We start from the raw sequence: 26,004 nt of genomic DNA, 5'->3' as shown, positions 1-26,004 counted from the left end.
TCGTGCAACTCTGTACGAGATTGCGGACAGATTCGACCGAGCGGAGCTAGGTAGCCTTACTCCACTATCTTGAACACCCGATTCTTCTCGATCACACCGGCTTTCGGCAATTTGCCTTCGTCCTCAATGTCGGGGCGCAGATGCCGCTCGTCTAGCGCAGGCCCCGTGTAGCGGCTGCGCGGCCGAATCACTTTGCCCACGCGGAGTTGCTCGATGCAGTGTGCGAGCAGCCCGACGCTGCGCGCGATCGAGAACAAGCCGAACGCCGCATCGCACGGCAACTGAAGCTGCACCGACAACATCGCGAACGCGACATCGATGGTCGGCCGCTGGCCGGTGAGCTCCGTAACCTTGTCGACGAAATGCGCCAGTTCTGCGGGCGGATGGAGCCGCGCGAGCAACGCGGCCGCGCGCGGATCGCCATCGGGGTAAAGATGATGACCGAAGCCGGGAATCGGGATCGCTGACTTCAGGTAGTGATCGACGACGTGCGCGGCGCCCAATCTCTGCACATCGTCGAACACCGCGCGCACGCGCCCCGACGCGTCGCCGTGCAGCGGGCCCGACAACGTCGCGAGCCCGGTCAGCAGGCAGCCGGCGAGCGATGCGCCGGTCGACGCGGTGATGCGCGCGGCGAATGCCGAACTCGTGATCTCGTGATCCGCAACCAGCACCATCGCCCGGCGCAGCAGGTCCGCGCCATGGCTGTCAAGGCCCCAGCCGGCTGCGAGCCGCTGATGGGTCGGGAGCGGACTTGCACCGACATCGCCATGAGCGCCGAAGGCGCTCGACACGATCGCGACGAGTTGCCCCGCTTCGATGTGCAGAGCGCTGTCGAGCCGGCCGAGCGTCGAGTGGCCGTGCGCGGCCAGCATCGCGAGTACCGAGAACGCACATTGCCGATCGCGCTCGCCGGATGGCAGCGCGATCGCGGGCGCGTCGAACGACACGGGCGTGGTGGCCTGCCAGAGCAGAGCGGCCGTTTCCTCCAGCGTGGCGGTATCCGCGAGCTGAATGCTGTCGCGGCCCCTATACCAGGCGCGGCCCTTGGAGAACGTGGTGATGCCACTGTAGATGCACGGCTCAGCGCCAAAGATCGTGCTGGCTGCCAGCGCCGCGCGCTTGCGGCCGACCTGTTTCTTGCGGCACAGCGTGACCACGTCCTCCGCGCGATACAGGCTCTTGCGTGGATCGTTGGGGTCCTGCATCACGGCGATACTGCCGCGGCTCGCATACGCATAGACGGTCTGCGCCCGCACGCCGAGCCGCCGCGCCGCTTCCGTCAGGGTGATCCAGTTCTGCATATGGGGAGTCGTGATGACGATGCGGCCGGTGTCCGGCCGCTTGCGCCGACTATAGACCGGGTTCAGTTGAATGTCATTTCAGTTGGGCGCCGCTCAAGCACTTCGACGAGGATGTCGCCTGGCGCGCGCACGAAACAGCCGCGCACACCCGCGCGGATCCGCGTGATGGGCTGGACGATCTCGGCGTCGTGCGCGACCAGGTGCGCGTAGGCGGCATCCAAATCATCGACCAGCACGCCAAAGTGGTCGATGCCTTGCACGCGGCGCCCCTCCGTCACGGTCGCCGAACGCGCGTCCGGCTGGGCGGTGATGAACAGGTTGACGGCGCCGATTCGCAGGTCGACGCGACCGGGGCGTCGCACGATTTCGGCGTTCAGGCAGCGCGCGAACCATGCGGCGGTGGCCTCCGCATCGGCCGCGCAGAGTTGCAGGTGGTCCCATTTGAATTCGATCATGGTCGTGGTCTGCGGGTGAAGGGGTCGGCGCTTGGCAGACAAATGGCATGTACGGGGTTAGAGCTCGATACGCGACAGCTTGCCGAGCAGCACCGAATACGAGAGTGTGCCGACCAGGCAGATCGCGCCCATCAAGTTCAGCGCCCAGAAAAAGCTGCCGGTGTGCTGCGTCACGTAGCCGATCATCAGCGGCGTGGTGACGGCTGCGATATTCGCGGCGAGACTCGTGATACTGCTGGTGAGCCCAACATAGCGTTTAGGCGCAATCTCAGACACGGCGGCCCAGGACATCGAGCCGATCCCCTGGGCGAAGAACGCGACGGTGAGGATCGCGATCACAAGCCCATTCGAGTGCACAAAGTTGACGAGCACGATCGACGCGCCGAGGAAGGTGCCGATCACGAGTGGCGCCTTGCGCGACGACGACATCGACACGCCGCGGCGGATGCAGAGGTCGGACAGATAGCCTGCGATCAGGATGCCGAGCGTCGCGCCGATGAACGGCATCGCCTGGAAGAAACCGACCTTGATCATCGACATGTGCCGTTCCTCGACCAGATAGGTCATGAACCAGGTCGTGAAGAACACCAGCAGCGTGTTGTTGCAGAACTTGCCCAGACAGATCGCGAGGATTTGCCGGTAGCCGAGCAGGCGCAGCGCCACGCGCCATTCGAAGCGATCGCGCGCGGTCACCACGGGGCGCCCTTCAGTGATGTACTGCAGTTCGGCCGCGTTGACGCTGCGATGCCGTGACGGATCGCGATAGAACCGATACCAGACGACACTGAACAGGATGCCGAATGCACCCGTTGAGAAGAACACGGCCCGCCAGCCGAACGCTGACGAGATCCACAACAGCAGCCCGGTGAAGAGCGGCGTGCCGATGTACTGGCCCATCACGTACACGCTCGTTGCGAAGCCGCGTTCCTGGACCGGGAACCACATCGTGACCGCGCGCGCGTTCGACGGAAACGCGGGTGCCTCGAGTGCTCCCATCGCCAGCCGCGAGCCGAGCAGCATGTGGTAGCCGTGTGCGAGCCCTTGCGTCAGCGTGGCCAGCGACCAGCCAACGAGCGACAGCGCATACGCGACGCGCGAGCCCAGCATGTCGGCTAGCACGCCTGCGGGCAGCAGCGCGATCGAGTAGGCCAGTCCGAACACGGCGAACAGCTCGCCCATCTGCACGCGGGTGAGCGCCAGATCCTTCGATAGCGCGGGCGCGACGATGCCGAGCGCCGAGCGATCAACGAAGTTGAGGACGGTCGCCACCAGCAGCATCGACAGCACGCCGTAGCGCACCCGCGATCGCCTGGCGGCGCCTGCGTGCGCGTCGAACTCGCGCATGACCGGAACCTGTTCTTCTGCAGTTTTCAATGTTGTCTCCTGTTGTCTGATGGATGGGCCGGCGTATGGTTCTTGTGTGTGCCGGCGCGCGTCGGGTCAGCCGCGTCCGACGAAAGGCATCGCGCTGGCCATGATCGTCATGTTCAGAATGTTGGCCTCAAGCGGCAGGCTCGCCATCTGCACGATGGCGTTCGCGACGTGCGCGACGTCGACGCGCGGCTCTGGCGCGACGCGGCCGTCGGCCTGCAGCACGCCGCTGTCCATTCGCTCCGTCAGCGACGTAGCGGCATTGCCGATGTCGATCTGGCCGCACGCGATGTTGAACGGCCGGCCATCAAGCGCAAGCGAGCGGGTGATGCCGAGCACCGCATGCTTTGTGGCGGTGTACGCGATCGTGTTCGGGCGCGGCGTGTGTGCCGAGATCGAACCATTGTTGATGATGCGGCCGCCTTGCGGCATCTGGCGCTTCATCTGGCGCCACGCGGCGCGCGCGCACAAGAACACGCCCGTCAGGTTGGTCGCGACCACGTCGTTCCAGAATTGCAGCGAGTAGTCGTCGAGCGGCACGGCGCCCGCGTTGCGGCCGGCGTTGTTGAACAGCACGTCAAGGCGCCCGAACGCGTGCGCGATTTGCGCGAAGCTGGCGTCGACCGATGCTTCGTCGGAAACGTCGGTCGGAATGGCCGCCGCCACACCGCCGGCCCGTTCGATAATCTCTTTCGTTTCGAGCAGCGGTTCGATGCGCCTGCCGAGCAGTGCGACGCTGAACCCGGCGCGCGCCAGCGCGACGGCCGCCGCCTGGCCGATGCCGGTGCCGGCGCCTGTCACCGCCGCGATTCTTTTCTCTGCCTGCATCTTCACGACCTCGTCTTCAGTGCGTTGAACATGCAAAAAGCATTGCGCGGTGACGATTCCCCAGCAATCTTGATTCTTTCAATCAATATCAACGGCCCCGTCGCGACGGGGCGGCGTCAGGGTTTTCCTGAGTTCGGCGAGACGTCGCTCGCGGACTGGCGCGGCCGGATGGGCGGTGCACGACACCGCCGGAGTGAGGCCGAAAGACCGCGGCGGCGCGCCACGCACATACATTGATCGAAACAATCAATATTGACCCGCGCCGACCCTGCTTCGTAGGCTGTGCTCCGTTTTCCGACCCAAGGACGAGACCATGCCTGACAACAATCGCCCCCGTCTCCTAGTAGCGCGACGGGTTCCCGCGGCGGTGGCCGCACGTGCCGAAGCCGAATTCCACGCGTATGTGACCGACGCCGACATGGACGCGCCGTCCGTCGTCGAATTCTGCAACCGCCACGAGACGCCGGCGGTGCTGATCGGTAAGAAATCGGGGCTGCAGGCCGAGCACATCGCGGCATTGCCGCCGAGCGTGAAGATCATCGCGAACGCGAGCGCCGGTTACGACCACATGGACGTGGCGGCCGCGCGCGCGCGCGGCATCGTTGTCAGCAACGCGCCCGACGCGCTGACCGACTGCACTGCCGATTTCACAATGTTGTTGATCCTCGCCGCGTGCCGGCGCGCGTCGGAATACGAGCGCATCGTGCGCGCGGGATGGGGAAAGTCGTTCGGCATGACGGACATGCTTGGCATGCGCGTGAACGGAAAGACGCTCGGGATCGTCGGTTTCGGCCGGATCGGCAGGGCGGTCGCACAGCGTGCGCGCGGCTTCGGAATGCAGATCGTCTATACAGACCGGCGGCCCGCGCCGCCCGAGATCGAGGCCGGCGCGCGCTATTGCGCGGATCTCGACACGCTGCTGCCGCAGTGCGACATCCTCACGCTGCACGTGCCTGGCGGCGGCACGCCGTTGATGACGCGCCGCGAGTTCGGCTTGTTGCGCGACGGCGCGGTGTTCGTCAACGCAGCGCGCGGGAGTCTCGTCGATGAGGATGCGCTGTGCGATGCATTGGCGTCGCGGCGGCTGTTCGCAGCCGGGCTCGACGTCTATCGGAACGAGCCCAATATCGATCCGCGCTTTGCCGCACTCGACAATGTGTTTCTGTCGCCGCATATGGCGAGCGCGACGATCGAGACGCGCGATCAGATGGGGTTCACCGCACTCGACAACATCGCTGCGGTGCTTAATGGGAGGACGGCGCCAAACGCGCTGTGAAGGCAGCGTGACGGCGTGTTCCGGAACGACTTCGGCTCGACAAACGGGGCGGTGCCGCATGCAAGTACTGATGCGGCACTGCCTTCGTAGGCGCCTTGCGAGCCGCGGCAGATTTCCGGTGCATTGGGTGCGCGGTACGGCCAGAGGGCGCCGATATCACGTCTTATTCGGGGTCTGCCACGCGGTTAGCCTGCTACCGGACGGGCCCCTACGCGAGACGCAGAGAGGCTGTAGCGTTCTATATGCCCCGGCGCCTCGGGGTGCGGTGGCACGCGTGGACAACACATGCCATTCCGCCATGAGAAAAACTGCCCTGCAGCGCGTCTAGGCTTCCAGCGACCAGCCTTGGTTGTCCACGTTCTTTTCATCGCGATAGACCCATCGCGCACCGCATGTGGGACACGAGAACGTGCTGACGGTGATTGCGCGCGCGGAGGGCGATTTGATGCGCTGCGTGTCGGTGATTCTCAGCAAAGCATGGCCTGGCGCGCCGCGTTTATGGAGTTCGATTGCGGCGCAAGCCGAGCAGAGTGTCATGCCGATGGGTCTCTCAAGAGCGCATGCCCACTGTGGCGTGCTGACTCAGCGGTGGGGGTGCGGGGTGGGTCAAAGGTGAAGCTTATCTAATTATTTGTTGACGCGGGTCTGGAATGTCTGTAGAAACCATCCTCGCAGGATCTTCAAGCAGTTACTCCGATGTTCTGGGTTGTCACGCCAAGCGGTGCTTCCTTTGCTCCATGTTTCTTCCTTGATTGTCGTGCCTGGTGAGCACAGGCTCATGCAGAACTTTTTAGGATATCCAACATGGAAACCGGCACAGTAAAGTGGTTCAACGACTCCAAGGGCTTCGGCTTCATCACCCCGGACGCAGGCGGCAACGATCTCTTCGCTCACTTCTCTGAAGTTCAGGGCAACGGGTTCAAGTCCCTCCAAGAAGGTCAGAAGGTGCGCTACGTTGCAGGCGTTGGCCAAAAGGGCCCGGCTGCTACGAAGATCGAGGCGATCTGATCGGTCGCATCTGCCAAGAAAAACCCCGCTCTGCGGGGTTTTTTTTCGCGGCAACATCAAAGTATTCAAGACGCACTTTGCTCCAGCGTCGGTGGCTCTTGCCGCGGCAGGTGAATCTGCCGTCGCATCACATAGACGGCAACCGCTGCCGAAAGCAGTCCCGAGAGCGCTCCCACACCAAGTGACCAGCGCGGGCCGAGATGGTCTGCCACCCAGCCCACAATCGGTGCGCCAATCGGGGTGCCGCCCAACGCGATGGCCACGCGTAACGCCATCACCCGGCCGCGCATGGCAGGTTCGGTCGAGAGTTGCATCAGGCTGTTGCTCGTGTTGGTAAACGTCAGCGCCGCCATGCCGGTGATGACCAGCGCCGCCGCAAACAGCCAATAGCCCGGTGCGATGGCCGCCAACGTGCACCCCAGCCCGAATATCGCAGCGCCTATCAGCAGTGACTTGAACTCCGGCTGCTTACGTCCCGCGGCGAACAACGCGCCGGACATCGTGCCGATCGCCATCATCGACGACAACACGCCGTAGCCGCGCGCGTCTGAGTGGAGGACGCTCGCTGCCATCGTCGAGATGAAGATGGGGAAGTTCAGCCCAAATGTGCCGATCAGGAACAGCATGACCAGCATGGCCTTGAGATCGGGGCGGGCCCACACGTAGCGGATGGCCTCGGCAAAACCGCCTTGAGAGCGCCGTGCACGCGCGTTCGGGCGCAGCTCGGACTTGCGTAGGAAGAAGAGCGAAGTCAGCACCGCGATGAACGAAAGCCCATTGGCCAGGAATGCCCAGCCTGTACCGATGGTGGCGATGGCCATGCCCGCCGCTGCTGGCCCGACCATGCGCCCCGCGTTGAACGACGTCGAGTTGAGCGCGACCGCATTGGGCAGATCGCCATCGCCCACCAGTTCCGCCACGAACGTCTGGCGCACCGGGGCATCGAATGCCGATGCGCAGCCGGACAGAAACGCCAGCAGGTAGACGTGCCAGAGCTGAACGATGCCCGTCACGGTCAGCAGCCCGAGAATCAACGCCAGCACGCCCGATGTCGCTTGGGTGGCCATCAGCAGCTTGCGCTGGTTGTAGCGGTCTGCGGCAACGCCCGTCCACGGCAATAGCAGAAGCTGCGGGCCGAACTGCAGCGCCATCACCGTACCCACTGCAGAAGCGTTGTGGTTCGTGAGCTGTGTCAGCACCAACCAGTCCTGTGCGGTGCGCTGCATCCACGTGCCCACGTTGGACACCAGCGACCCCACGGCCCACAAGCGGTAGTTGAAAACGCGCAGTGAGCGGAAGACGCCGGTTGTTGGCGTACTTGCCGATGTGTTCATTGGCGTTGCGGCAGATCGCCGCCGAGATTGCCGCCGTTGAACCGGCCAAAGCGCCGTGCCATCGGCACGCCGAGTGCCACGATGCCCAACCCGATCGCAACGGCATCGGTTGTGTTTCGCAGGTGGAAATCACCAACCCGCAGAACGAGGACGTAACCGACGGCCAGATCGAACGCGCCCCACAGCACATTCACCGTAGAAGACGAAAGACCTTCGCCGGGTGGCGTTGCGAATGGGCTCTGAAATGGTTTGCCTGCGATACCGAAGACGAAATGCGGCACGGCGTTGGCGAAGAAGGCGCCGCCGAAAAACCAAGAGATGAGATGGGGCCATGCCATGTCGACGCTCCGGATCAGGAACAGTAAAAGAGGCTCAAAACTCTGCGAGCCGTTGCAGCAACGTCACGGCCTTCGCCAGCTCAGCTTGCTCGGCGGCGGACAGTTGCGCCTGCAGTGCGCGGAACAGCCAATCGTCCTTCGCAGCGCGGCTTTCCTTGAGTGCTTTCCGAAAGCCCGGCGTCAACTCGATGAGCGTTTGCCGGCCATCCGTCGGATCGGGCTTGCCGGCAACCGCGCCCATGGCTTCCAGGGCCCCAACCGTGACCCGCATCGACTGCGGCTTCACGCTGCCGGCGCGCGCAAGTGCAGACACGGTGGCTGGGCCATCACGGTCCAGGCGCAGCAGAACCGACTTTTGCGCGTGGGTGAGATCGTTCGGATGGACTTGTTCGCGCAGGCGACGGGACAGCTTGCCAAGCGCAATGCGCAGATCGCCGGCCAGCGCGCCAGGCGGCGCGGGATCGGTGAATGAGGGTGATTTAGCCATGCCGCGAGCATAGCATCAATACAGTTTAACTGTGCAGTTAAGCTGTAATGTTATGCGCGGGCCACGCAAACAAAAGGCCCGCATTTGAGCGGGCCTCGTTCCTTCCGTGTGGCGGTATCGCGCCTATGCCGCCTGCTTGCGGGGTCGCCGTACCGCGCGAATCTTTCCGGTGGTGCCGCCGCCGCAGAAGAACTGATCGGCGCCATCCGACTCGAGCCCTGACACAGTGATACCCGCCGGCATATCAAGCTGCTCCAGCACTTCGCCGGTTTGCGGATCGATATGCCGCAGCTCGCTCGTATCGCCTTCCCACGTGGCGTGCCAGAGTTCGCCGTCGACCCACGTGACGCCAGTCACGAAGCGGTTGGATTCGATGGTGCGCAACACCTTGCCAGTGTCCGGATCGATCTGGCGGATCTTGCGCTCACGGTAGTGACCGACCCATAGCGTGCCTTCGGCCCAGGCGAGACCTGAATCTCCGCCCGCACCCGGCGCGGGAATCGTGGCCAACACCTTCCCGGTTTGCGGGTCGATCTTCTGAATGCGGTCTTCGGCGATCTGGAACAGGTGGCGCCCGTCGAACGCGGTACCGGCATGGGCTGGCACGTCGATGGAGCGCTGCGTCTTGCCGCTGTCGGGGTCGAGTTCCTTTAGCTGACCGCCGGCAGCAAACCAGACGTGTTGACCATCGTAGGTCACGCCGCCGACGTTCTCTGCGCCAGGGAAGGGGCCGTATTCGCGCACGAGTTCGGCGGTGGAGCGTTTCATGTTGGGCTCGCTGGATTCGGTTGTGGAGTCTTTATCCTAGTCACTTGGCAGCGGTGCGGGGAGTAACAAGGTGGTCGCGAATCCGGGTACCGGCGGCGTCACCCACCGGCGCGCCCGCCCGCGTCCGAAGAACTGCACCTTGCCCGCGGCTGCCAATGTGTCGAGCGCCCGCTGTACGGTGCGCTGGCTGGCACCAAGCGCCAACGCCAATGCGGAGCTGGACCACGATTCCCCATCGGCCAGACAGGCCAGCACCGCGGCATATTGCTCGTCGACGGGTTGCGCGAGGACGACCACGCTCTGTGCCGCATTCGCTTGGAGTGCGAATCCATGCCGGGTCGCCCTGACCGTGCCTAACGCACCAAGCGCGGTGCGCAAACGCCCGATCTCTACGCGCAGGCGCACACGGTGCGATTCGTCGGGATGCCGGGTGCGGAACGCCCGGGCGATGAGGGCGTCTCTGGGCACGTCTTCCGGCCACGCTTCGCCCAGTGCACGCGCCAGCGTGAACAGCACGGGCCGCGTGGCGAGCGGGATGACCGCATCGGTTTGCCGCACGGCGAGCCGGCACGCGTCCACCACGAGCGCGTCTGATGCAAAGAGGACTTCGACATCTTCAAGGCGCAGGACACGTTCCTCGCCGCGTGAGATCAGCCGCGCAGCCGGTGCGCTCAGGGCAAGCGCGGCACGTTCCACTTCAGCGGTGAGCGTCTGGATACCGGCCTGACGCGCCGCGAGATCAGCGTCGGCCAAGGCGGCACGCGCGGCAGTCGTCTGCAGGCGCCGGATGGCAATCCCCGCGACGACGAGCGCATGAGCCGCCCGCAATACCGGTGGAAGACGCGCCGGATTGAGCGCGGAAAGGGCGGCGTCTGCATCGTCCAGGCGGCCGATCAGCAGCAGGCGACGGATGTCGAGATACCGCGCATGCGCTGCGTTGACGTGATCCCCATGGGCCTCCAGCGTGGCGCGTGCCGCGTCGAGGGTTTTGGCGGGCCAGCCAAGATCGCGCGAGGCGAGGGCGACTTCGGCTTCCGCGACGACGCAGCGTGCGCGTGCCAGCGCCTCCCGAGAGCCGAATGCGCGAGCCGCGCGACGCAGCAACAGCTTGGCGCGCGCCAAGTCACCGAGCTGCGCCATGGCGATGCCGCGCAAGGCCAGTGCGGCCGCGTCGTCACGCAAGGCGACGCGGTTCAGTGCTCCGAATGGGTCACCGGCAGCGAGTGCGCGGGCTGCAGCCGTGATCAATGAATCCATTCGAATCCCGCCACACTTGTCACTCCCGCCGTTTGAGGTCGGCGCCTAATCTAGCACACGACCACTCACCCAAAACGGAGGTAAGCATGAGTGCAACACACCCCACAGCAACCCGCGCAACCTGGCTGGCAGAGCGCATTGAGCTGCTCAAGGCCGAGAAGGAACTGACGCGCCGCAGCGATGAACTCGCGCGCCGCCGGCAGGCACTTCCATGGGTCCGCATTGACAAAACTTACCGCTTCGAAACCGAGAAAGGCAGCGCCTCGCTGGCCGATCTGTTTGGTGGGCGCTCGCAACTGCTCGTCTATCACTTCATGTTCGGGCCGGACTATAAGGCGGGCTGCCCATCGTGCTCGATGATTGCCGATGGCTTTGACGGCTTCGTCACGCATCTGGCGAGTCACGACGTGACGCTGCTCGCGGTGTCGCGCGGGCCGCTGGCCAAGCTGATCGAGTATCGCGAGCGGATGGGCTGGACCTTTCCGTGGGTGTCGTCGGTCGGCAGCGATTTCAACTACGACTTCAACGTCTCGATCTCGGAGGAGCAGCAGCGCGCCGGCAACTCCGACTACAACTACGTGCGCGGCAGCCACGTGATGGACGCATCCGACTTACCTGAACCCGTGCAGGAGTTCGCCAGCATGTGCGGCACCGATGCGCCCACCTACGTGCGCGACCGGCCCGGCATGAGCGCGTTCGTGCTGGAAGACGGCGTCGTGTACCACACATATTCCACCTACGCGCGCGGCCTCGATGGCTTGTGGGGCGCATACCAGTGGCTCGATCGCGCGCCGCTGGGCCGCAACGAAACCGGTGTCTGGTGGCGTCGCCATGACGAGTACGCTCAGCAGCGTTGAACTGTCACGCGAGCAAGCAGTGTCCGAGCGCGGCTTCTTGGCCGTCTCGGCATTGCTGTTCATTGCCAGCGCGGCAGCGACGGTGGCTTGGTGCGATTCCATGTCGGCCATGGGCGAGATGCCAATGGCCTGGATGCCGATGTGCGGTCAGACGTGGTGGAGTTTTTCCGCGTCGTTTACCGGCATGTGGACAGTGATGATGGTAGCGATGATGCTGCCGTCATTGCTGCCGATGCTGCGGCGGTATCGCGTTGCGCTTCACGTGGCGGGCAAGCCGAATGTTGATGCGCACACCGCGTTGGCAGGCACGGCGTACTTTGCCGTGTGGGGGCTGATCGGCGCGATGGTCTTTGCGCTGGGCGCCGCGGTGGCCCAGCTTGAAATGACGTGGCCCGTGCTAGCGCGCACGTTGCCGGCTGCCAGCGGCGCAGTCGTTCTTGCGGCGGGAGCACTGCAGTTCAGCGCATGGAAGGCGCGGCAGCTTGCAGGGTGCCGAGCAGCGCCTGCGCTGGGCAGTACGGCATGGCGATATGGCTTACGCCTCGGCATGCGCTGCGCCAGCTCTTGCGCGGGCTTGACGGCAATCCTGATTGTGATCGGCGTCATGGATCTGCGCGCAATGGCGGCGGTGTCAGCGGCGATCACGCTGGAGCGCCTGGTGCCGGCCGGAGACCGCGTAGCCCGCTGCATTGGTGCTGTGGCCATCGTGGCGGGGTTGCTTCAGGTGGCCTACGCAGCATTGTTATGACTTGCCTTACATCACCGCGCCAAGCTGCCACGGCACAAACTCGTTGTCGCCCAAACCGTTGAGTTCGCTCTTGGTGTGGTTGCCCGAGGCGGTGGCCAGCATCAGTTGGAACAGCGCCTGGCCGGCTTGCGCAATGCTGAGGCGGCCATCGACGATGCCGCCGCAGTCGTAGTCCATGTCGAGTTCCATGTGCCGATAGAGCGTGCTGTTGGTGGCAAGCTTCAACGAAGGCACCGGCTTGCAGCCATAGGTGGACCCCCGGCCTGTTGTGAAGCAGATCAGGTTGGCGCCGCCGGCGACCTGGCCCGTGGCCGAGACAGGGTCGTAGCCGGGTGTGTCCATGAAGACGAGGCCGTGCGCCTGCACCGGCTGGGCGTATTCATACACGGCCATCAGCCCGCTGCTGCCGCCCTTGGCGACCGCGCCGAGCGATTTTTCCAGGATGGTCGTGACGCCGCCGGCTTTGTTGCCGGGCGAAGGGTTGTTGTTCATGTCGGCGCCCAGCGTGCTGGTGTAATGCTCCCACCAGGCCAGCCGATCCATCAACGCACCGGCCACGGCAGGCGTTGCTGCGCGTGCAGTCAACAGGTGTTCTGCACCATAGATCTCGGGCGTTTCAGATAGCACTGCGGTGCCTCCGTGTCGCACGAGCAGATCCACCGCTGCGCCCAGTGCGGGGTTGGCGCTGATGCCCGAGTAGCCGTCCGACCCGCCGCATTGCAGTCCCACCGTCAGGTGGCTTGCCGGGACGGTGCTGCGTTGCGCCTGGTTCGCGATCGGCAGCATGTCGCGCAGCATGGCCAAGCCGGCAGCAATCGCCTCACGCGTGCCGCCTTCTTCCTGAATCGTCAGCGAGGCAAACAAGCCCGGCGTGCGCGCCCCAAGCATCTGTACGAGCGGGGCGACCTGGTTGACTTCGCAACCGAGGCCAACGATCAGCACGCCGGCAAAGTTGGGGTGGTCGGCGTACCCGCGCAGCGTGCGCTGCAGCAGTTCGAGCCCCTCGCCGTTGCCGGCCATGCCGCAGCCGCTGCCGTGCGTGATGGCGACAATGCCATCCACGTTGGGGAATGCGGCCACCTCTGCCTGCGCCGCCTGCACGATATGCCGGCACACGGTGGCGGAGCAGTTCACGCTGGAGATGACGCCAATGAAATTGCGCGTGCCGACGCGGCCATCTGCCCGCACGTACCCTTCGAACGTGGCGGGCGTGTCGACCGGCACGGTGGCGCGATACGCGTGGCCCACAGTGTGCTCGGCGGCGGAGTTGGCCATGCCGACGTTGTGTACGTGCACGTGTTCACCCACGCGGATGGGCGCCGTGGCCACGCCGATGACCTGCCCATACTTGTGCACCGGTTGCCCCGCTGCGATGTCGCGCAACGCGACCTTGTGGCCAGCGGGAATGGCATCGCGCGTGGTCACCGCAGCGTCAAGTGCCGCGCCGGGCGCCAGCGCAACACGCGCGACGGCTACGTCGTCGTCGGGGGCAAGAAGAATGATGGATGAGTCGGACATGGTGCTTCGCAGGTTCAATTCGGATTGGCCAGCGCGGCGTTCAGGCGCGGCTGGGCGAGGTGCAAGCCCAATTGCCGCGTCAGCGCGACGATGGGCGCCAGGCGCCGGAGCTTCTTCTGCGCGTGGTTCTGCGCGATATCGGCGAGGCGGTGGGCAAGGTAGGGGTTCAACAGCCGTTCGCGCAGCATGACGAGATAGGCCTCGGCGGCTTCGCGCTTGTGCAGGGCGGCGAATACAGGAACGATCTCGTCGCGCCACAGGGCTTCCAGCTCCGGACGCAGGCGCGGGTCTTCCATGGCCTGCACGACGGTCAGATCGGAGGGATGCGCATCTTCGCGCCAACGCTCGGCCAGAAAAGTGTGGCCCGCGTTGAGCAGAAAGAGCTTGAGCCGCTCGTGGTGATCCAGCTCATCCGTCAGCACGATGGCCGGATGCGTGCATGGCAGCACCAGCCCGGGGCGGCGCTCGATGGCCCACAGCGCGTACGGTTCCGCCACGGCGCCCACGGGGTGCAGTGCCTCGGAGACGATGCGGTCCACGAGCGAGTTGGCCCACACGCAATGCGTGCGCAGCCAATCGACGAACGCGGCGGGCAGTGCCCATTGCTGTGCCAGCGTGCAGACAGTCTCGCAGAGCGTGTCGCCGTTGCGCTCGATCAGTTCGCACGGAAACAGCGACAGCGGTGCCTGCGGCTGTCGCAGCCAGCGGCCGAGCAGCAGCGCCACCAGTTTGGCGGGGAAGCTGTGTGGCACGCGCGATGGCTGCTTGATCAGGCTGGCATCATCGCGTGGGTCGAGCTGGTAGCCCTGGTCGGCCGTGTTGGAGATCACCACCTGCACGTCTGTTGCCATGAGCTCGCGCAGTCGTTCCCAATCGGCCTCGGCCTGAAGGGCACGCCGGACGGCGCGGCAGGTGACGGTCTGCTCAATGGGTGTGCCGTCTTGCAAGCCGCGAATGCGCACCGGATAACCCGCGCCGCCTGCCAGCGCCGCCACACGCGCTGCGCTGGCCGGGTTGGATGTGGTTTGCACGACGGTCATCCCACCCAGCGCCTGTCCCGCATCGAGCGCTTCCGACACGAACAAGTCGACGTGCGCCTGCAGGAAGCGGCTTGTGCCGAACTGGAGGATCGGCTCGGTCATGCGCTCAGCACTCCACGATGGCTTTCACCACGCCAGCGGCGGGGTCGAGCAGCGTCTTGAAGTGCTTGGGCACGTCCGCCAGCGCCATGCGGTGGGTGTTCAGCGCGGTCGGAATCTTGCCCGCGCGCATGGCGTCGAGCACGGTCTCAAAATCTTCGGTGGTGGCGTTGCGGCTGGCGAGCAGCGTGGTCTCGCGCTTGTGGAATTCCGGATCGGAGAACGAGATGTTGGCCGCCACCACAGAGATCAGCACATAGGTGCCGGCATGTGCCACAAAGCGCAAGCCACGCTCCATGGCTTTCGGATTGCCCGTGGCATCGAAGACGACGTCATAGAACTCATTGGCCGTGAGCGCACCGAGTTGCGCTTCGTCGGTATCGCCCAGCGCAACGCTGGCGTCCACACCAAGTTGCTCCACCGCAAAGCCGAGGCGATCCGCACGGGAGTCCAGCGCCGTGACCGTCGCGCCGCGCAGTTTGGCAAAAATCATGGCCGCCATGCCGATCGGGCCGGCGCCTACCACCAGCACGCGCTGCCCGGCGCGCACCTGGGCACGACGCGCCGCGTGCGCGCCAATGGCCAGAAATTCCACCATCGCGGCCTGATCCAGGCTCACGCCGTCCGCCTTGTGCACGAAGGCTTGCGGCACGCTCAGGTATTCAGTGAACGCCCCATCGCGATGCACCCCCAGCACCTGGATGTTGACGCAGCAATTTGTCCGGCCCTGGCGGCACGCGACACAGTGCCCACATGACAGGTAGGGCATCACGTAGACCACGTCGCCCTTGGCAAGCGCGCTGTCGGGCGGTGCCTGTTCGACGATTCCCGACAACTCATGCCCCATCACGCGGGGGTAATTGAGATAGGGCTGGTTGCCCGTGAAGATGTGCAGATCGGTACCGCACACGCCCACGCGTTTGACGCGCAGCAGCACTTCGCCCTCGGCGGGGCTAGGGACCGGCCGGTCCAGCGCGAGCAGGGTGCCTGGGGTTTCGCAAACGACCGTCAACATGATGCGGCTCCGGTCGAAGTCGCGCCGCCCGTCTTCGTTCGACTGGGCTGCTGAAGAGGCTGTGTATGCGCGCGTAGTAATGGCAAGCGTTGGGTCACCTTCCGGTCTCCTTGAGTGATGAGGTGACGTCTGATTGCGCGCGCACTGTGCCAAGTTGAGGGAGTCGCTCCCCGCATCCTGGGCAAGTGGTCATGCCAAACAGGTCTCACCTATTGGTCAGACCAATTTAACATCTTGAGAGAAAATCCTTGATGGGGGAAACCCTGATGCTGAAAATACCTTGTTTTCAAGGGGTCAAGGCGAGGCGGCCTGAAATTTGGTCAGGCCGCATTGGGGCGGAGCGGCATGGGTGCCGGGGAGAGGTTGCGCGGCCGCGAGCGGACCGCGCATGGGGTGAGCGCGGCTACTGTGCGCTGTCTTGCTGAATGGCGCCCGCGATCCAGCGCTCTTCGGACGCTTTCAAGTGCGCCCGCATGGCGGTTTGCGCCGCGATGGGATCGCCCGCCTGCAGCGCCTTGAGAATCTCTTCGTGCTCGTGCACCGCCGCATGCCAGCTTGATTCGCCCTCTGCATGGTCGCGGATGGCCATGGCCAGCGGGTCATGGCGGCTATCGAACAGCTCGGCCACGAATCGGCTCAGAACTGAATTGCCGGCGGTCTCCGCAATCAGCATGTGGAACTGGCGGTCGGCATCGGTGGGCGACTTCCCGCCCAATGCGAGTTTCTTCATGCGGTCGATGGTGCGCTGGAGCTTGTCGAGCGTGGCCGCCGTCAGGCGCCCCGTGGCGAGCGTGATCACGTCGCCTTCAAGCACGGCTCGGGCCTGCATCAGTTCGGAGGGGCTTTCGCCCAGCGACGGAATGGCCGCACTCTCGCTCGCCGCGCTTGCCTCTTGCACGTACACGCCAGAACCCATACGGATCTCAACCTGGCCGCCAATCTCCAGGGCGATTAACGCCTCGCGCAGCGACGGGCGCGATACGCCTAGCGTCTGTGCCAGTTCGCGCTCCGGAGGCAAGCGTGTGCCCGGTCCGAGCTTTTCCTGTTGGATCAGCGCGAGAATCTGCGCGGCTACAGATTGGTAAAGCCGCTTTGGCTCTGTCTGCTTCATTGTGGTGTGTGTTTTGGTGCGCGTGTTGTCGCGCATAGGTGTGTTTCGAGTCTAGCATGGGCACCGCCAGTCGTTGTCTAGACTGGTGCCAGCAACACTTCAGGGTTTGCACTAGTGGTCAGGCAGGTACGTTATAAGTGATATTGGCTTGACCAAAAAATGCTTGGCTTACTCGAATCGCTCCGAACTGGACTTACCAGTGCGTCGAGCGGAAGATCAGAGCCTCGCAACACAACGGAGACCACGATGAGCAGTGCTGATGCCGTGCCCACGCACGTAAGCAGCTCCAGATCGTCGATGCCGCAAGAGATTCTTTGCTTGCAGCGCATCGGCAAACGCTTTCCCGGCGTCGTTGCGCTGGATGGTGTGGATCTGGATCTGCGCGTGGGCGAAGTCCATGCTGTCTGCGGCGAAAACGGTGCTGGCAAATCCACCCTGATGAAGATCATCAGCGGCCAGTACATCGCAGACGATGGCGTCATCTCGTACCGGGGCGAAGCGGTACGGTTTGCGTCGACATCCGAGGCGCAGGCGGCCGGCATTGCGATCATCCATCAGGAGCTGAATCTCGTGCCGCACTTGTCGGTGGCGGAGAACATCTTCTTGGCACGCGAGCCCAAGCGCGGCCCGTTCATTGATTACCGCAAGCTCAACACCAACGCACGCAGCTATCTGCAGCGGATCGGGCTGGCCGTCGAGCCGACCACGCTGGTCAGCGCGCTGTCGATCGCGCAGCAACAGATGGTGGAGATTGCCAAGGCGCTCTCGCTCAACGCGCGTGTGCTGATCATGGACGAGCCCACGTCTTCGCTCACGGAATCCGAAACCGTTCAGCTGTTTCGCATCATCAAGGAGTTGCGCGCCGATGGCGTGGCGATTCTGTACATCTCGCATCGGCTTGACGAGATGGCCGAGATCGTCGATCGCGTGACCGTGCTCCGTGACGGCCGCCATATCTCCACGAGCGATTTTGCTTCCACCAGTGTCAACGAGATCGTCGCGCGGATGGTCGGCCGTTCACTCGACGATGTGTTCCCCGCGCGCAAATCGGTGCCGACCGACGAGGTGTTGTTGCGCGCGAACGCACTCAGCCGCGCAGGCGTCTTCGGGCCGGTGTCGTTCGAGTTGCGCAAGGGCGAGATTCTCGGTTTTGCCGGCTTGATGGGCGCGGGGCGCACGGAGGTGGCACGGGCCATTTTCGGAGCGGAACGGCTCGATTCCGGGTCGATCACGCTGGGCGACACGCCGGTCACGATCCGTTCGCCGCGCGAGGCCATCCGGCAAGGCATTGCCTACTTGTCGGAAGACAGAAAGAAGGATGGTCTGGCGTTGTCGATGCCGGTGGCCGTGAATATCACCCTGGCCAATGTCCGGGCGATTTCATCGCATGGCTTCCTGCGCTTTTCCGAAGAGACCGCCGTGGCGCAGCGCTACGTGCGCGAGCTGAACATCCGCACGCCGTCCGTCGGGCAGACGGTGCGCAATCTCTCAGGCGGCAATCAACAGAAGATCGTGATCGGCAAATGGCTGTATCGCGGTTCGCGCATCCTGTTTTTCGATGAGCCGACGCGGGGCATCGACGTCGGCGCCAAGTACGCGATTTATGGGCTGATGGACGAACTCGCCGCAGACGGTGTCGGTGTCGTGCTGATCAGCTCGGAGCTGCCGGAACTGCTGGGCATGACAGATCGAATTGCCGTCTTTCACGAAGGCCGCATTACCGCAGTCCTGGAAACACGGAAGACAAACCAGGAAGAAATTCTGCATTACGCATCAGGAAGAACACATGCTTGAAATGACATCAGATCAGCCGCAGGCCGTGAAAAAGCAGAGCAAGCAACACCATCGGGACCTGATCCAAAAGTTTGCAGCGCTCGGTAGCCTGGTGGCGCTTGTGATTGCGTTTTCTGCAACCAGCGCAGCATTCTTTTCGGTCGGCAACTTCATGACCGTCGCGCTGCAGGTCACGTCGATTGCCTACCTGGGCGTAGCCGCCACGTGCGTGATCATCACCGGTGGCATCGACTTGTCGGTGGGCTCGGTGCTGGCGCTCGCTGGCGTGGTGGCGGCCTTGCTCGTCAAGATGGGCGTACCTGTTCCGATTGCCATGCTGGCCGGCGTGCTGGTTGGCGGCGTGTGCGGATGGGTCAACGGTATCTGTATCACCAGGATGGGCCTGCCGCCCTTCATTGCCACGCTGGGCATGATGCTGGTGGCGCGCGGCGTGGCTCTGCAGATCACGGGCGCCCGTCCTGTCTCGGGCCTGGGAGATGCTTTCGGCGAACTCGGCAACGGCGCGCTGTTCCGCATCTCGCACATCGGGGCAGACGGCTTCCCGGACACGGTCTTCCCCGGCATTCCTTATCCGGTGGTGATCATGCTTGCGCTGTTCATCGCTGTCTCCGTGCTGCTCTCACGCACTTCACTGGGTCGCCACATCTATGCAGTCGGCTCGAATGCCGAGGCGGCGCGCTTGTCCGGGGTGAACGTGCAGGGCGTGAAGCTGTTCACGTATGTGCTATCGGGCTTGCTGGCAGGGATGGCCGGGTGCGTGCTGATGTCTCGCCTGGTGACGGCACAACCGAACGAAGGCGTGATGTACGAACTTGATGCGATTGCCAGCGCCGTCATCGGCGGGACGTCGCTGATGGGCGGTGTCGGAACGGTCTCGGGCACGGCCATTGGCGCGTTCGTGATCGGCGTGTTGCGCAACGGGCTCAACATGAACGGCGTATCGAGTTTTATCCAGCAGATCATCATCGGCGTGGTCATCCTTGGCACCGTCTGGATCGATCAGCTCAGAAACCGCAAGTTGTGAGTCGAGAAGTTCAAACCAAAACCAAGGAGTGAGACATGAAGAAGTTTTCCGTACTGGCGGTGGTTGCAGCAACGTGTGCACTGTTCTCTGCTTATGCGCAGGCGGCAGGCGGTGAAATAGCCGTGATCGTGAAATCGGCAAATTCCAACTACTGGCAGAACGTTCAGAAGGGCGCGACGGCCGCCATGGGCAAGGCGAAGGGCTACACGATGACCTTCCAGGGCCCCGCAGCAGAATCGGCCATTGCCGACGAAGTGAACATGGTCGAGAACGCCGTCAACCGACATGTCGCGGGCATTGTCCTCGCGCCGTCAGACCCGGACGCGCTGGTGCCGGCGATGAAGAAGGCATGGGAGGCGCACATTCCGGTGGTGCTGATCGACTCGATGGTGTCCGATTCCGGCAAGCAGTATTACCAGTCGTTCCTGTCGACCGATAACGCGAAGGCGGGTGAGTTGTGCGCGAAGGCGATGATCGACGCTGTCGGCCAGACCGGCAAGATTGCGATCATGTCTTATGTGCCGGGCGCGGGGTCCGAAATCGGCCGCGTGGGCGGCTTCAAGAAATACATCGAGGCGCACTCGAAGCTGCAGATCGTTGGGCCGTTCTACTCGCAATCGCAGATGGCCACGGCGCTGAACCAGACGACCGACGTGCTGGCCGCCAACCCCGATCTGAAGGGCATCTTTGGTGCGAACGAACCTACGGCGGTCGGGATGGGGCGCGCGCTGCAGCAGTCGGGCAAGAGCGGCAAGGTGGCGGCTATCGGCTTTGACGGCAACCAGGACCTGCAGGGCTTCGTGCGCGACGGCACGATCCGCGCAATCGCCGTCCAGAGCTCGTACCAGATGGGCTACAAGGGCATCGACACGGTGGTTAGCGTGATCGAGAAGAAGCCCGTACAGAAGCAGGTCGACACGGGCGTGATGATGGTCAACAAGCAGAACCTCGATTCGCCCGAGGCCAAGAACGTCCTGTACTGACGATTCATCGCAACAAGGGGCGTGGCGGAGCGTCGTTCGCCGCCATGCCGGCTGAATCCCTTTCCTGAACGGCGCAGTGTTTTAACTCCATTGCCGGAATGGGCCACCGCCAACGTGGCCCGCGCCGGAACGCAGACGCAATGAGACTCCAAGGAAAACGCATCCTCGTGACGGCGGCTGGGCAGGGTATTGGCCGGGCGAGCGCGATGATGTTTGCAAAAGAGGGCGCGCAGGTGCTCGCCACCGATATCAACGCAGAGGCGTTGGCCACGCTGGCAGAGACCGCCGGCGTCCGCACCTTGCGCCTGGATGTGACGGACGCCAATGCCGTTGCCGTCCTGGCACGCGAAGAAGCCGCGTTCGATGCGCTGTTCAACTGCGCGGGCTTCGTGCACCCCGGCAGCATCCTCGAATGTTCGGAAGACGACTGGGCGTTCTCGTGGCAGCTCAACGTGACGTCGATGTACCGCCTGACGCGTGCGCTGTTGCCGAAGATGCTGGACAACGGCGGCGCATCGATCATCAACATGGCCTCTGCCGCATCAAGCGTGAAGGGCGTGCCGAACCGCTTCGTGTATGGCACGACCAAGGCCGCTGTCATCGGGATGACCAAGGCGATTGCCGCCGACTTTGTGGCGCGCGGCATTCGTTGCAACGCCATCTGCCCTGGCACCGTGGAGTCCCCCTCGCTCGAGCAGCGCATTGCCACGCAGGCGCAGGAACAGAACGTGCCGATCGACGCCGTCCGCGCAGCGTTCGTTGCGCGCCAGCCGATGGGCCGCGTCGGTACGGCAGACGAGATTGCCGCGCTGGCGACCTACCTGGCTTCGGATGAGTCCCGCTTCACGACCGGCACTTGCTGCGTGATCGACGGCGGCTGGTCCAACTGATTGGTTTGATTGATTGCAGTCCACAAAGACAACACGATGAAACTCCTCCGCTACGGCCCCAAGGGCCAGGAAAAGCCCGGCCTGCTCGATGCGCAAGGGCAAGTGCGCGACCTGTCGGCCGTGATTGACGACATTGGCGGCGCGGCGCTGCTGCCCGAGAGCCTGGCTCACCTGCGCACGCTGGACATCAGCCGCCTGCCCATCGTCGACGGCACGCCGCAAGCCGGCCTGCGCCTGGGCGCTTGCGTGGGCAACGTGGGCAAGTTCATCTGCATCGGGCTGAACTATTCCGACCATGCTGCTGAAACCGGCGCCGAAGTGCCGGCCGAGCCGGTCGTCTTCGGCAAATGGACCAGCGCCATCTGCGGCCCGAATGACGACGTGGAAATTCCGCAGGGCTCGGTGAAGACCGATTGGGAAGTCGAGCTTGGCGTGGTGATCGGCAAGGGCGGCCGGTACATCAGCGAGGCAGATGCGCTCGCGCATGTGGCGGGCTACTGCGTCATCAACGATGTGTCGGAGCGCGAATACCAGCTCGAGCGCGGCGGCACGTGGGACAAGGGCAAGGGCTGCGACACCTTTGGCCCCATCGGCCCGTGGCTCGTCACCGCAGACGAGGTGCCCAACCCGCAGGCGCTGCATCTGTGGCTGGAGGTGGATGGGCATCGCTACCAGAACGGATCGACGTCGACCATGGTGTTTGGCGTGGCGCATCTGGTGAGCTATCTGAGCCGCTTCATGAGCCTGCAGCCAGGTGATGTGATTTCCACCGGCACCCCGCCGGGTGTGGGGCTGGGGCAGAAGCCGCCGGTCTATCTGCGCGCCGGCCAGACGATGCGCCTGGGCATCGAGGGTCTGGGCGAGCAGCGCCAGCGCACGGTGAACGCGCAAGGCTGAAGGCACGCATTCCGCAATCCCGAACACGATACTCATGACCATCATCCGATCCCTGCGCGTGCTGGACGTGCGCTTTCCGACTTCCCAGCATCTCGACGGCTCCGACGCGATGAACCCGGACCCGGATTACTCCGCGGCCTACGTGATCCTGGAGACTGACCAGCCGGGCCTGGAAGGCCACGGCCTGACCTTCACCATCGGGCGCGGCAACGAGGTGTGCTGCGCCGCCATCGAGGCGATGCGTCATCTGGTGGAAGGCCTGGATCTCGACTGGATTCGTGAAGACATGGGCCGCTTCTGGCGCCATGTCACGTCCGACAGCCAGTTGCGCTGGATCGGCCCGGACAAAGGCGCCATCCACCTGGCCACGGGCGCGGTCGTCAATGCCGCATGGGATCTGTGGGCCAAGGCCGAAGGCAAGCCGCTGTGGCGTCTGGTAGCCGATCTCACACCGGAAGCATTCGTGCGCTGCATCGACTTCCGCTACATCACCGACGGCATCACGCCCGAAGAAGCGCTCGAGCTGCTGCGCAAGCAGGCGCCGGGCAAGGCCGACCGCATCCGCACGCTGGAGCAGGAAGGCTACCCGTGCTACACCACGTCCGCCGGCTGGCTCGGCTATGACGACGACAAGCTGCGCCGCCTCTGCCGCGAGGCCGTCGACAGCGGTTTCCGCCATATCAAGCTCAAGGTGGGGCGTGATTTGAAGGACGACATTCGCCGCGTCTCGATCGCACGCGAAGTGCTCGGGCCCAACCGTGAACTGATGATCGACGCCAACCAGGTGTGGGAGGTGAAGGAAGCCATCGACTGGGTGCGCGAACTCGGTTTCGCCAAGCCGTGGTTCATTGAAGAGCCGACCAGCCCGGACGATGTGGAAGGTCATCGTAAGGTTCGCGAAGCCGTCGCCCCCGTCAAGGTGGCGACCGGCGAGATGTGCCAGAACCGCATTCTCTTCAAGCAGTTCATCATGCGCGGCGCTATCGATGTTGTGCAGATCGACGCATGCCGGCTGGGCGGTGTGAACGAGATCCTGGCCGTGTTGCTGCTGGCCGCCAAGTACGGCTTGCCGGTGTGCCCGCATGCCGGCGGTGTGGGCCTGTGCGAGTACGTGCAGCATCTGTCGATGATCGACTACATCTGCGTGTCAGGCACGCGCGAAGGGCGTGTTGTCGAGTATGTCGACCACCTGCACGAGCACTTTGTCGACCCCTGCGTGGTGCGAAACGCCGCCTATCTGCCGCCGCAGGCACCGGGTTTCTCCATCACGATGAAACCGGCATCGCTTGAGCGATACCGCTTCCGGGGCTGATGCGATGACGGTACCCGCGCTGCCCGTGCCACGAATAGACGCGCACCAGCATTTCTGGCGCTATCAACCCGAGGCGTATTCATGGATCGGCCCCGGCATGGAAGCCCTGGCCGAAGACCGCCTGCCTGCCAACTTGCTGCCCGAGCTGCGCGCGCAACGCCTGGACGCTGCGATTGCCGTGCAGGCGCGCGGCGTGCGAGAGGAGACGGATTTTCTGCTGGGCCTCGCCGCTGCGCACGACTGGATTGTCGGCGTGGTCGGCTGGGAAGACCTGCATGCCGCCGATCTTGAGGCTCGCCTCGAAGCCAGGAGCGGTGAGCACAAACTGGTCGGCTTCCGGCACACCGTGCAGGACGAGCCCGACGTCGCGGCGTTCTTGTCGGACCCAGCTTTCGAACAAGGCGTCGCGTTACTGCAGCTTTGGGGCTACACGTACGACGTGCTGGTGTTTGGCCACCAACTGGAGCCCGCCGTGGATTTCTGCGGCCGGCACGATCGCCACTTGCTGGTGCTGGATCACCTGGGCAAGCCGCCGCTTGAAGCGTTCGAGCGTGATGCGCATGCACTGGCAAGGTGGCGGGCTGCGCTTGCGCCACTGAAAGATATGCCGCACGTCGCCTGCAAGCTTTCCGGCCTGCTGACCGAAGCCGATTGGCGAAAAGGCGTGACCGTGCGCGACGTTCAGCACGCGCGCCAATGCCTTGACGTGGCACTCGACGTCTTCGGTCCCAACCGCGTGATGTTTGGGTCGGATTGGCCTGTGTGCCAATTGGCGGCGTCGTACGGCACGGTGTACGACGTGCTGCATGTCTGGGCCGAAGAGCGGCTGAGCGCCACTGAACGCGCCGACCTCTGGGGTGGCACCGCCGCCCGCTGCTACAACCTGCAACTCAAGGCTTGAACCATGGATTTGCATCTGCAAGACAAAGTCGTAATCGTCACGGGCGGCGCAGCCGGCATTGGCGCGGCCATTTCGCTGCAACTGGCGGCCGAAGGGGCCATCCCCGTCATCTGTGGCAAGAGCCCAATGGCGCCTGCGTTTGAAGCCGAGCTGATGCGTCGGCAGCCGAAGGCACGCTTCTTCCAGTTCGACCTGGAAGATGAGGTCGATTGCCGCGGCATGGTGGACGAAACCGTGCGCGAGTTCGGACATATCGATGGCCTCGTCAACAACGCCGGCATCAACGACAGCGTGGGATTGGACGCGGGCCGCGACGCCTTCGTGCGCTCGCTGGAAAAGAACCTGATCCATTACTACGTCATGGCACATCTGTGCCTGCCGCACCTGAAAGCGAGCCGAGGGGCCATCGTCAATATCTCGTCGAAAACGGCGTTGACGGGGCAAGGCAATACGAGCGGGTACACCGCCGCGAAGGGTGCACAGCTGTCGCTCACGCGGGAATGGGCGGCGTCGCTGGCGCCGGACGGTGTGCGCGTCAACGCGGTCATTCCGGCCGAGGTGCTGACGCCGCTGTATGAACGCTGGATCGCCACGTTCGACAACCCCGATGCCAAGCTCGCAGCAATTACATCGAAGATTCCGCTCGGCCATCGCATGACCACCGCCGACGAGATTGCCAGTACCACGGTCTTCCTGCTCTCTGCACAGGCGTCTCACACGACGGGGCAGTGGGTATTTGTCGACGGCGGCTACACGCACCTCGACCGCGCCCTGACCTGAGGTTGCCATGCGCTACTGCCTTGCTCTGGATCTGAAAGACGACGCGGCGCTTATCGCCACGTACGAAGCCCACCATCAACGCATCTGGCCGGAAGTTGCGCGGCACCTGCGCGTGCATGGCGTGACCGGCATGGAGATCTATCGGCTGGGCACCCGCATGGTGATGCTCATGGAGACCGACGACGCCATCTACGACGCCGAGCGCATGGCGCTTGCCACCGACACGGACCCGAAGATCCGCGAATGGGAAGCGCTGATGTGGCAGTTTCAGGCGCCCACACCCTGGACGCCCGCGGGGCAGAAGTGGATACCGATGAGCCGCATTTTCGATTTGCAACAGCAACAGCAGTAGAAGCAATTCCGGCCGTGGCCGGCATGACACCAGAGAGAGGAGATGACAATGAAGAAACGAGTAACTTGGCCGCTCTGCGCGGCAATCGTGTGCGCGGCCGCTGGCGCCGCGCATGCACAAACCAACGTCACGCTGTACGGCCGCGTCGCCAGCGGCATCGACTACCAGAACAACGTCGCCCCCACCGCGACCTCGCCGGGCGGCAGCCTCTGGCGCGCCGCCGACAACCAGTGGGGCACGAGCATGTTCGGGTTCAT

28 protein-coding genes are annotated in these 26,004 nt (G+C 64.1%); 14 read left to right on the top strand and 14 right to left on the bottom strand.

Annotated features, from left to right (window positions below):
• Positions 1-56 precede the first annotated feature (56 nt).
• From ACCD03_RS09085 to ACCD03_RS09070, 4 genes are all read right to left on the bottom strand, one after another.
• A complete protein-coding gene (locus ACCD03_RS09085; RefSeq protein WP_413411375.1) occupies positions 57-1,304 on the bottom strand; it encodes a citrate/2-methylcitrate synthase in 1,248 nt (415 codons plus the stop codon).
• A gap of 62 nt (positions 1,305-1,366) precedes the next feature.
• On the bottom strand, positions 1,367-1,759 hold the full coding sequence (locus ACCD03_RS09080; RefSeq protein WP_413411374.1) for a VOC family protein: 393 nt from the start codon (positions 1,757-1,759) through the stop codon (positions 1,367-1,369).
• 57 nt (positions 1,760-1,816) lie between these two features.
• On the bottom strand, positions 1,817-3,103 hold the full coding sequence (locus ACCD03_RS09075; RefSeq protein WP_253537511.1) for an MFS transporter: 1,287 nt from the start codon (positions 3,101-3,103) through the stop codon (positions 1,817-1,819).
• 96 nt (positions 3,104-3,199) lie between these two features.
• Entirely contained in the window at positions 3,200-3,958 is a 759-nt protein-coding gene (locus tag ACCD03_RS09070) for an SDR family oxidoreductase (protein WP_045204653.1), read from the bottom strand.
• A gap of 313 nt (positions 3,959-4,271) precedes the next feature.
• Between ACCD03_RS09070 and ACCD03_RS09065 the strand changes: the two genes are divergently transcribed.
• Complete coding sequence (locus ACCD03_RS09065; RefSeq protein ID WP_413411373.1) at positions 4,272-5,234, top strand: 2-hydroxyacid dehydrogenase; 963 nt, start codon at positions 4,272-4,274, stop codon at positions 5,232-5,234.
• A gap of 324 nt (positions 5,235-5,558) precedes the next feature.
• Here ACCD03_RS09065 and ACCD03_RS09060 read toward each other — a convergent pair whose 3' ends face one another.
• A complete protein-coding gene (locus ACCD03_RS09060) occupies positions 5,559-5,771 on the bottom strand; it encodes a hypothetical protein (RefSeq protein ID WP_004626724.1) in 213 nt (70 codons plus the stop codon).
• A gap of 267 nt (positions 5,772-6,038) precedes the next feature.
• Here ACCD03_RS09060 and ACCD03_RS09055 point away from each other — a divergent pair, with 267 nt between their 5' ends.
• Entirely contained in the window at positions 6,039-6,242 is a 204-nt protein-coding gene (locus tag ACCD03_RS09055; protein WP_004626726.1) for a cold-shock protein, read from the top strand.
• Positions 6,243-6,307: 65 nt separating this feature from the next.
• Here the strand turns inward: ACCD03_RS09055 and ACCD03_RS09050 are convergent, their stop codons facing one another.
• The 5 genes from ACCD03_RS09050 to ACCD03_RS09030 form a co-directional block, all read right to left on the bottom strand.
• A complete protein-coding gene (locus ACCD03_RS09050; RefSeq protein ID WP_413411372.1) occupies positions 6,308-7,576 on the bottom strand; it encodes an MFS transporter in 1,269 nt (422 codons plus the stop codon).
• The gene (locus ACCD03_RS09045; RefSeq protein WP_413411371.1) at positions 7,573-7,914 is read right to left on the bottom strand and encodes a hypothetical protein; all 342 of its coding nucleotides are present in this window, start codon (positions 7,912-7,914) and stop codon (positions 7,573-7,575) included. The genes ACCD03_RS09050 and ACCD03_RS09045 overlap by 4 nt, the downstream gene beginning before the upstream one ends.
• 34 nt (positions 7,915-7,948) lie before the next feature.
• Positions 7,949-8,401, bottom strand: coding sequence for a MarR family winged helix-turn-helix transcriptional regulator (locus ACCD03_RS09040; protein ID WP_413411370.1), 453 nt, complete (start codon positions 8,399-8,401; stop codon positions 7,949-7,951).
• A gap of 123 nt (positions 8,402-8,524) precedes the next feature.
• Positions 8,525-9,169, bottom strand: coding sequence for a DUF5074 domain-containing protein (locus ACCD03_RS09035; RefSeq protein ID WP_413411369.1), 645 nt, complete (start codon positions 9,167-9,169; stop codon positions 8,525-8,527).
• Between the two features lie 36 nt (positions 9,170-9,205).
• A complete protein-coding gene (locus ACCD03_RS09030; protein WP_413411368.1) occupies positions 9,206-10,426 on the bottom strand; it encodes a helix-turn-helix domain-containing protein in 1,221 nt (406 codons plus the stop codon).
• 86 nt (positions 10,427-10,512) lie between these two features.
• Between ACCD03_RS09030 and ACCD03_RS09025 the strand changes: the two genes are divergently transcribed.
• Both ACCD03_RS09025 and ACCD03_RS09020 read left to right on the top strand, forming a co-directional pair.
• Complete coding sequence (locus tag ACCD03_RS09025) at positions 10,513-11,283, top strand: DUF899 domain-containing protein (RefSeq protein WP_413411367.1); 771 nt, start codon at positions 10,513-10,515, stop codon at positions 11,281-11,283.
• On the top strand, positions 11,258-12,031 hold the full coding sequence (locus ACCD03_RS09020) for a DUF2182 domain-containing protein (protein ID WP_413411366.1): 774 nt from the start codon (positions 11,258-11,260) through the stop codon (positions 12,029-12,031). Before ACCD03_RS09025 ends, ACCD03_RS09020 begins: the two co-directional genes overlap by 26 nt.
• A 6-nt stretch (positions 12,032-12,037) precedes the next feature.
• Here ACCD03_RS09020 and ACCD03_RS09015 read toward each other — a convergent pair whose 3' ends face one another.
• From ACCD03_RS09015 to ACCD03_RS09000, 4 genes are all read right to left on the bottom strand, one after another.
• On the bottom strand, positions 12,038-13,549 hold the full coding sequence (locus tag ACCD03_RS09015) for a UxaA family hydrolase (RefSeq protein ID WP_413411365.1): 1,512 nt from the start codon (positions 13,547-13,549) through the stop codon (positions 12,038-12,040).
• 14 nt (positions 13,550-13,563) lie between these two features.
• Positions 13,564-14,691, bottom strand: a complete 1,128-nt coding sequence (locus ACCD03_RS09010; protein WP_413411364.1) for a mannitol dehydrogenase family protein — start codon at positions 14,689-14,691, stop codon at positions 13,564-13,566.
• Between the two features lie 4 nt (positions 14,692-14,695).
• Positions 14,696-15,703, bottom strand: coding sequence for a zinc-binding alcohol dehydrogenase family protein (locus tag ACCD03_RS09005; protein WP_413411363.1), 1,008 nt, complete (start codon positions 15,701-15,703; stop codon positions 14,696-14,698).
• Positions 15,704-16,106: 403 nt separating this feature from the next.
• The gene (locus tag ACCD03_RS09000; protein ID WP_045204652.1) at positions 16,107-16,814 is read right to left on the bottom strand and encodes a FadR/GntR family transcriptional regulator; all 708 of its coding nucleotides are present in this window, start codon (positions 16,812-16,814) and stop codon (positions 16,107-16,109) included.
• Positions 16,815-17,111: 297 nt separating this feature from the next.
• Here ACCD03_RS09000 and ACCD03_RS08995 point away from each other — a divergent pair, with 297 nt between their 5' ends.
• The 10 genes from ACCD03_RS08995 to ACCD03_RS08950 form a co-directional block, all read left to right on the top strand.
• Complete coding sequence (locus ACCD03_RS08995; protein WP_413411414.1) at positions 17,112-18,608, top strand: sugar ABC transporter ATP-binding protein; 1,497 nt, start codon at positions 17,112-17,114, stop codon at positions 18,606-18,608.
• On the top strand, positions 18,601-19,632 hold the full coding sequence (locus tag ACCD03_RS08990; protein WP_413411361.1) for an ABC transporter permease: 1,032 nt from the start codon (positions 18,601-18,603) through the stop codon (positions 19,630-19,632). The genes ACCD03_RS08995 and ACCD03_RS08990 overlap by 8 nt, the downstream gene beginning before the upstream one ends.
• 35 nt (positions 19,633-19,667) lie before the next feature.
• Positions 19,668-20,615, top strand: coding sequence for an ABC transporter substrate-binding protein (locus ACCD03_RS08985; protein ID WP_045204074.1), 948 nt, complete (start codon positions 19,668-19,670; stop codon positions 20,613-20,615).
• A 140-nt stretch (positions 20,616-20,755) separates the two neighbouring features.
• Positions 20,756-21,505: an SDR family oxidoreductase gene (locus ACCD03_RS08980; RefSeq protein WP_413411360.1), complete on the top strand. Its 750-nt coding sequence runs from the start codon at positions 20,756-20,758 to the stop codon at positions 21,503-21,505.
• A gap of 36 nt (positions 21,506-21,541) precedes the next feature.
• On the top strand, positions 21,542-22,402 hold the full coding sequence (locus ACCD03_RS08975) for an ureidoglycolate lyase (protein WP_045204072.1): 861 nt from the start codon (positions 21,542-21,544) through the stop codon (positions 22,400-22,402).
• A 34-nt stretch (positions 22,403-22,436) separates the two neighbouring features.
• Positions 22,437-23,714, top strand: coding sequence for an L-fuconate dehydratase (locus ACCD03_RS08970; protein ID WP_045204071.1), 1,278 nt, complete (start codon positions 22,437-22,439; stop codon positions 23,712-23,714).
• A 19-nt stretch (positions 23,715-23,733) separates the two neighbouring features.
• A complete protein-coding gene (locus tag ACCD03_RS08965) occupies positions 23,734-24,615 on the top strand; it encodes an amidohydrolase family protein (RefSeq protein WP_325649975.1) in 882 nt (293 codons plus the stop codon).
• Between the two features lie 3 nt (positions 24,616-24,618).
• A complete protein-coding gene (locus ACCD03_RS08960) occupies positions 24,619-25,395 on the top strand; it encodes an SDR family oxidoreductase (RefSeq protein ID WP_024975744.1) in 777 nt (258 codons plus the stop codon).
• A 7-nt stretch (positions 25,396-25,402) separates the two neighbouring features.
• Positions 25,403-25,747 carry an L-rhamnose mutarotase gene (locus tag ACCD03_RS08955; RefSeq protein WP_045204069.1) on the top strand — a complete coding sequence of 115 codons (345 nt, stop codon included), beginning with the start codon at positions 25,403-25,405 and terminating at the stop codon, positions 25,745-25,747.
• A 48-nt stretch (positions 25,748-25,795) separates the two neighbouring features.
• Positions 25,796-26,004, top strand: a 209-nt coding sequence (locus tag ACCD03_RS08950) for a porin (RefSeq protein WP_413411359.1), incomplete at its 3' end; no start/stop codon positions are given.

It is taken from the genome of Ralstonia sp. Ralssp135 (genome assembly GCF_047304345.1).
Taxonomy (GTDB): Bacteria; Pseudomonadota; Gammaproteobacteria; order Burkholderiales; family Burkholderiaceae; genus Ralstonia; species Ralstonia chuxiongensis.
Note: the sequence above shows the minus strand (reverse complement) of the source record. Positions and strands in the feature narration are given on the sequence as shown.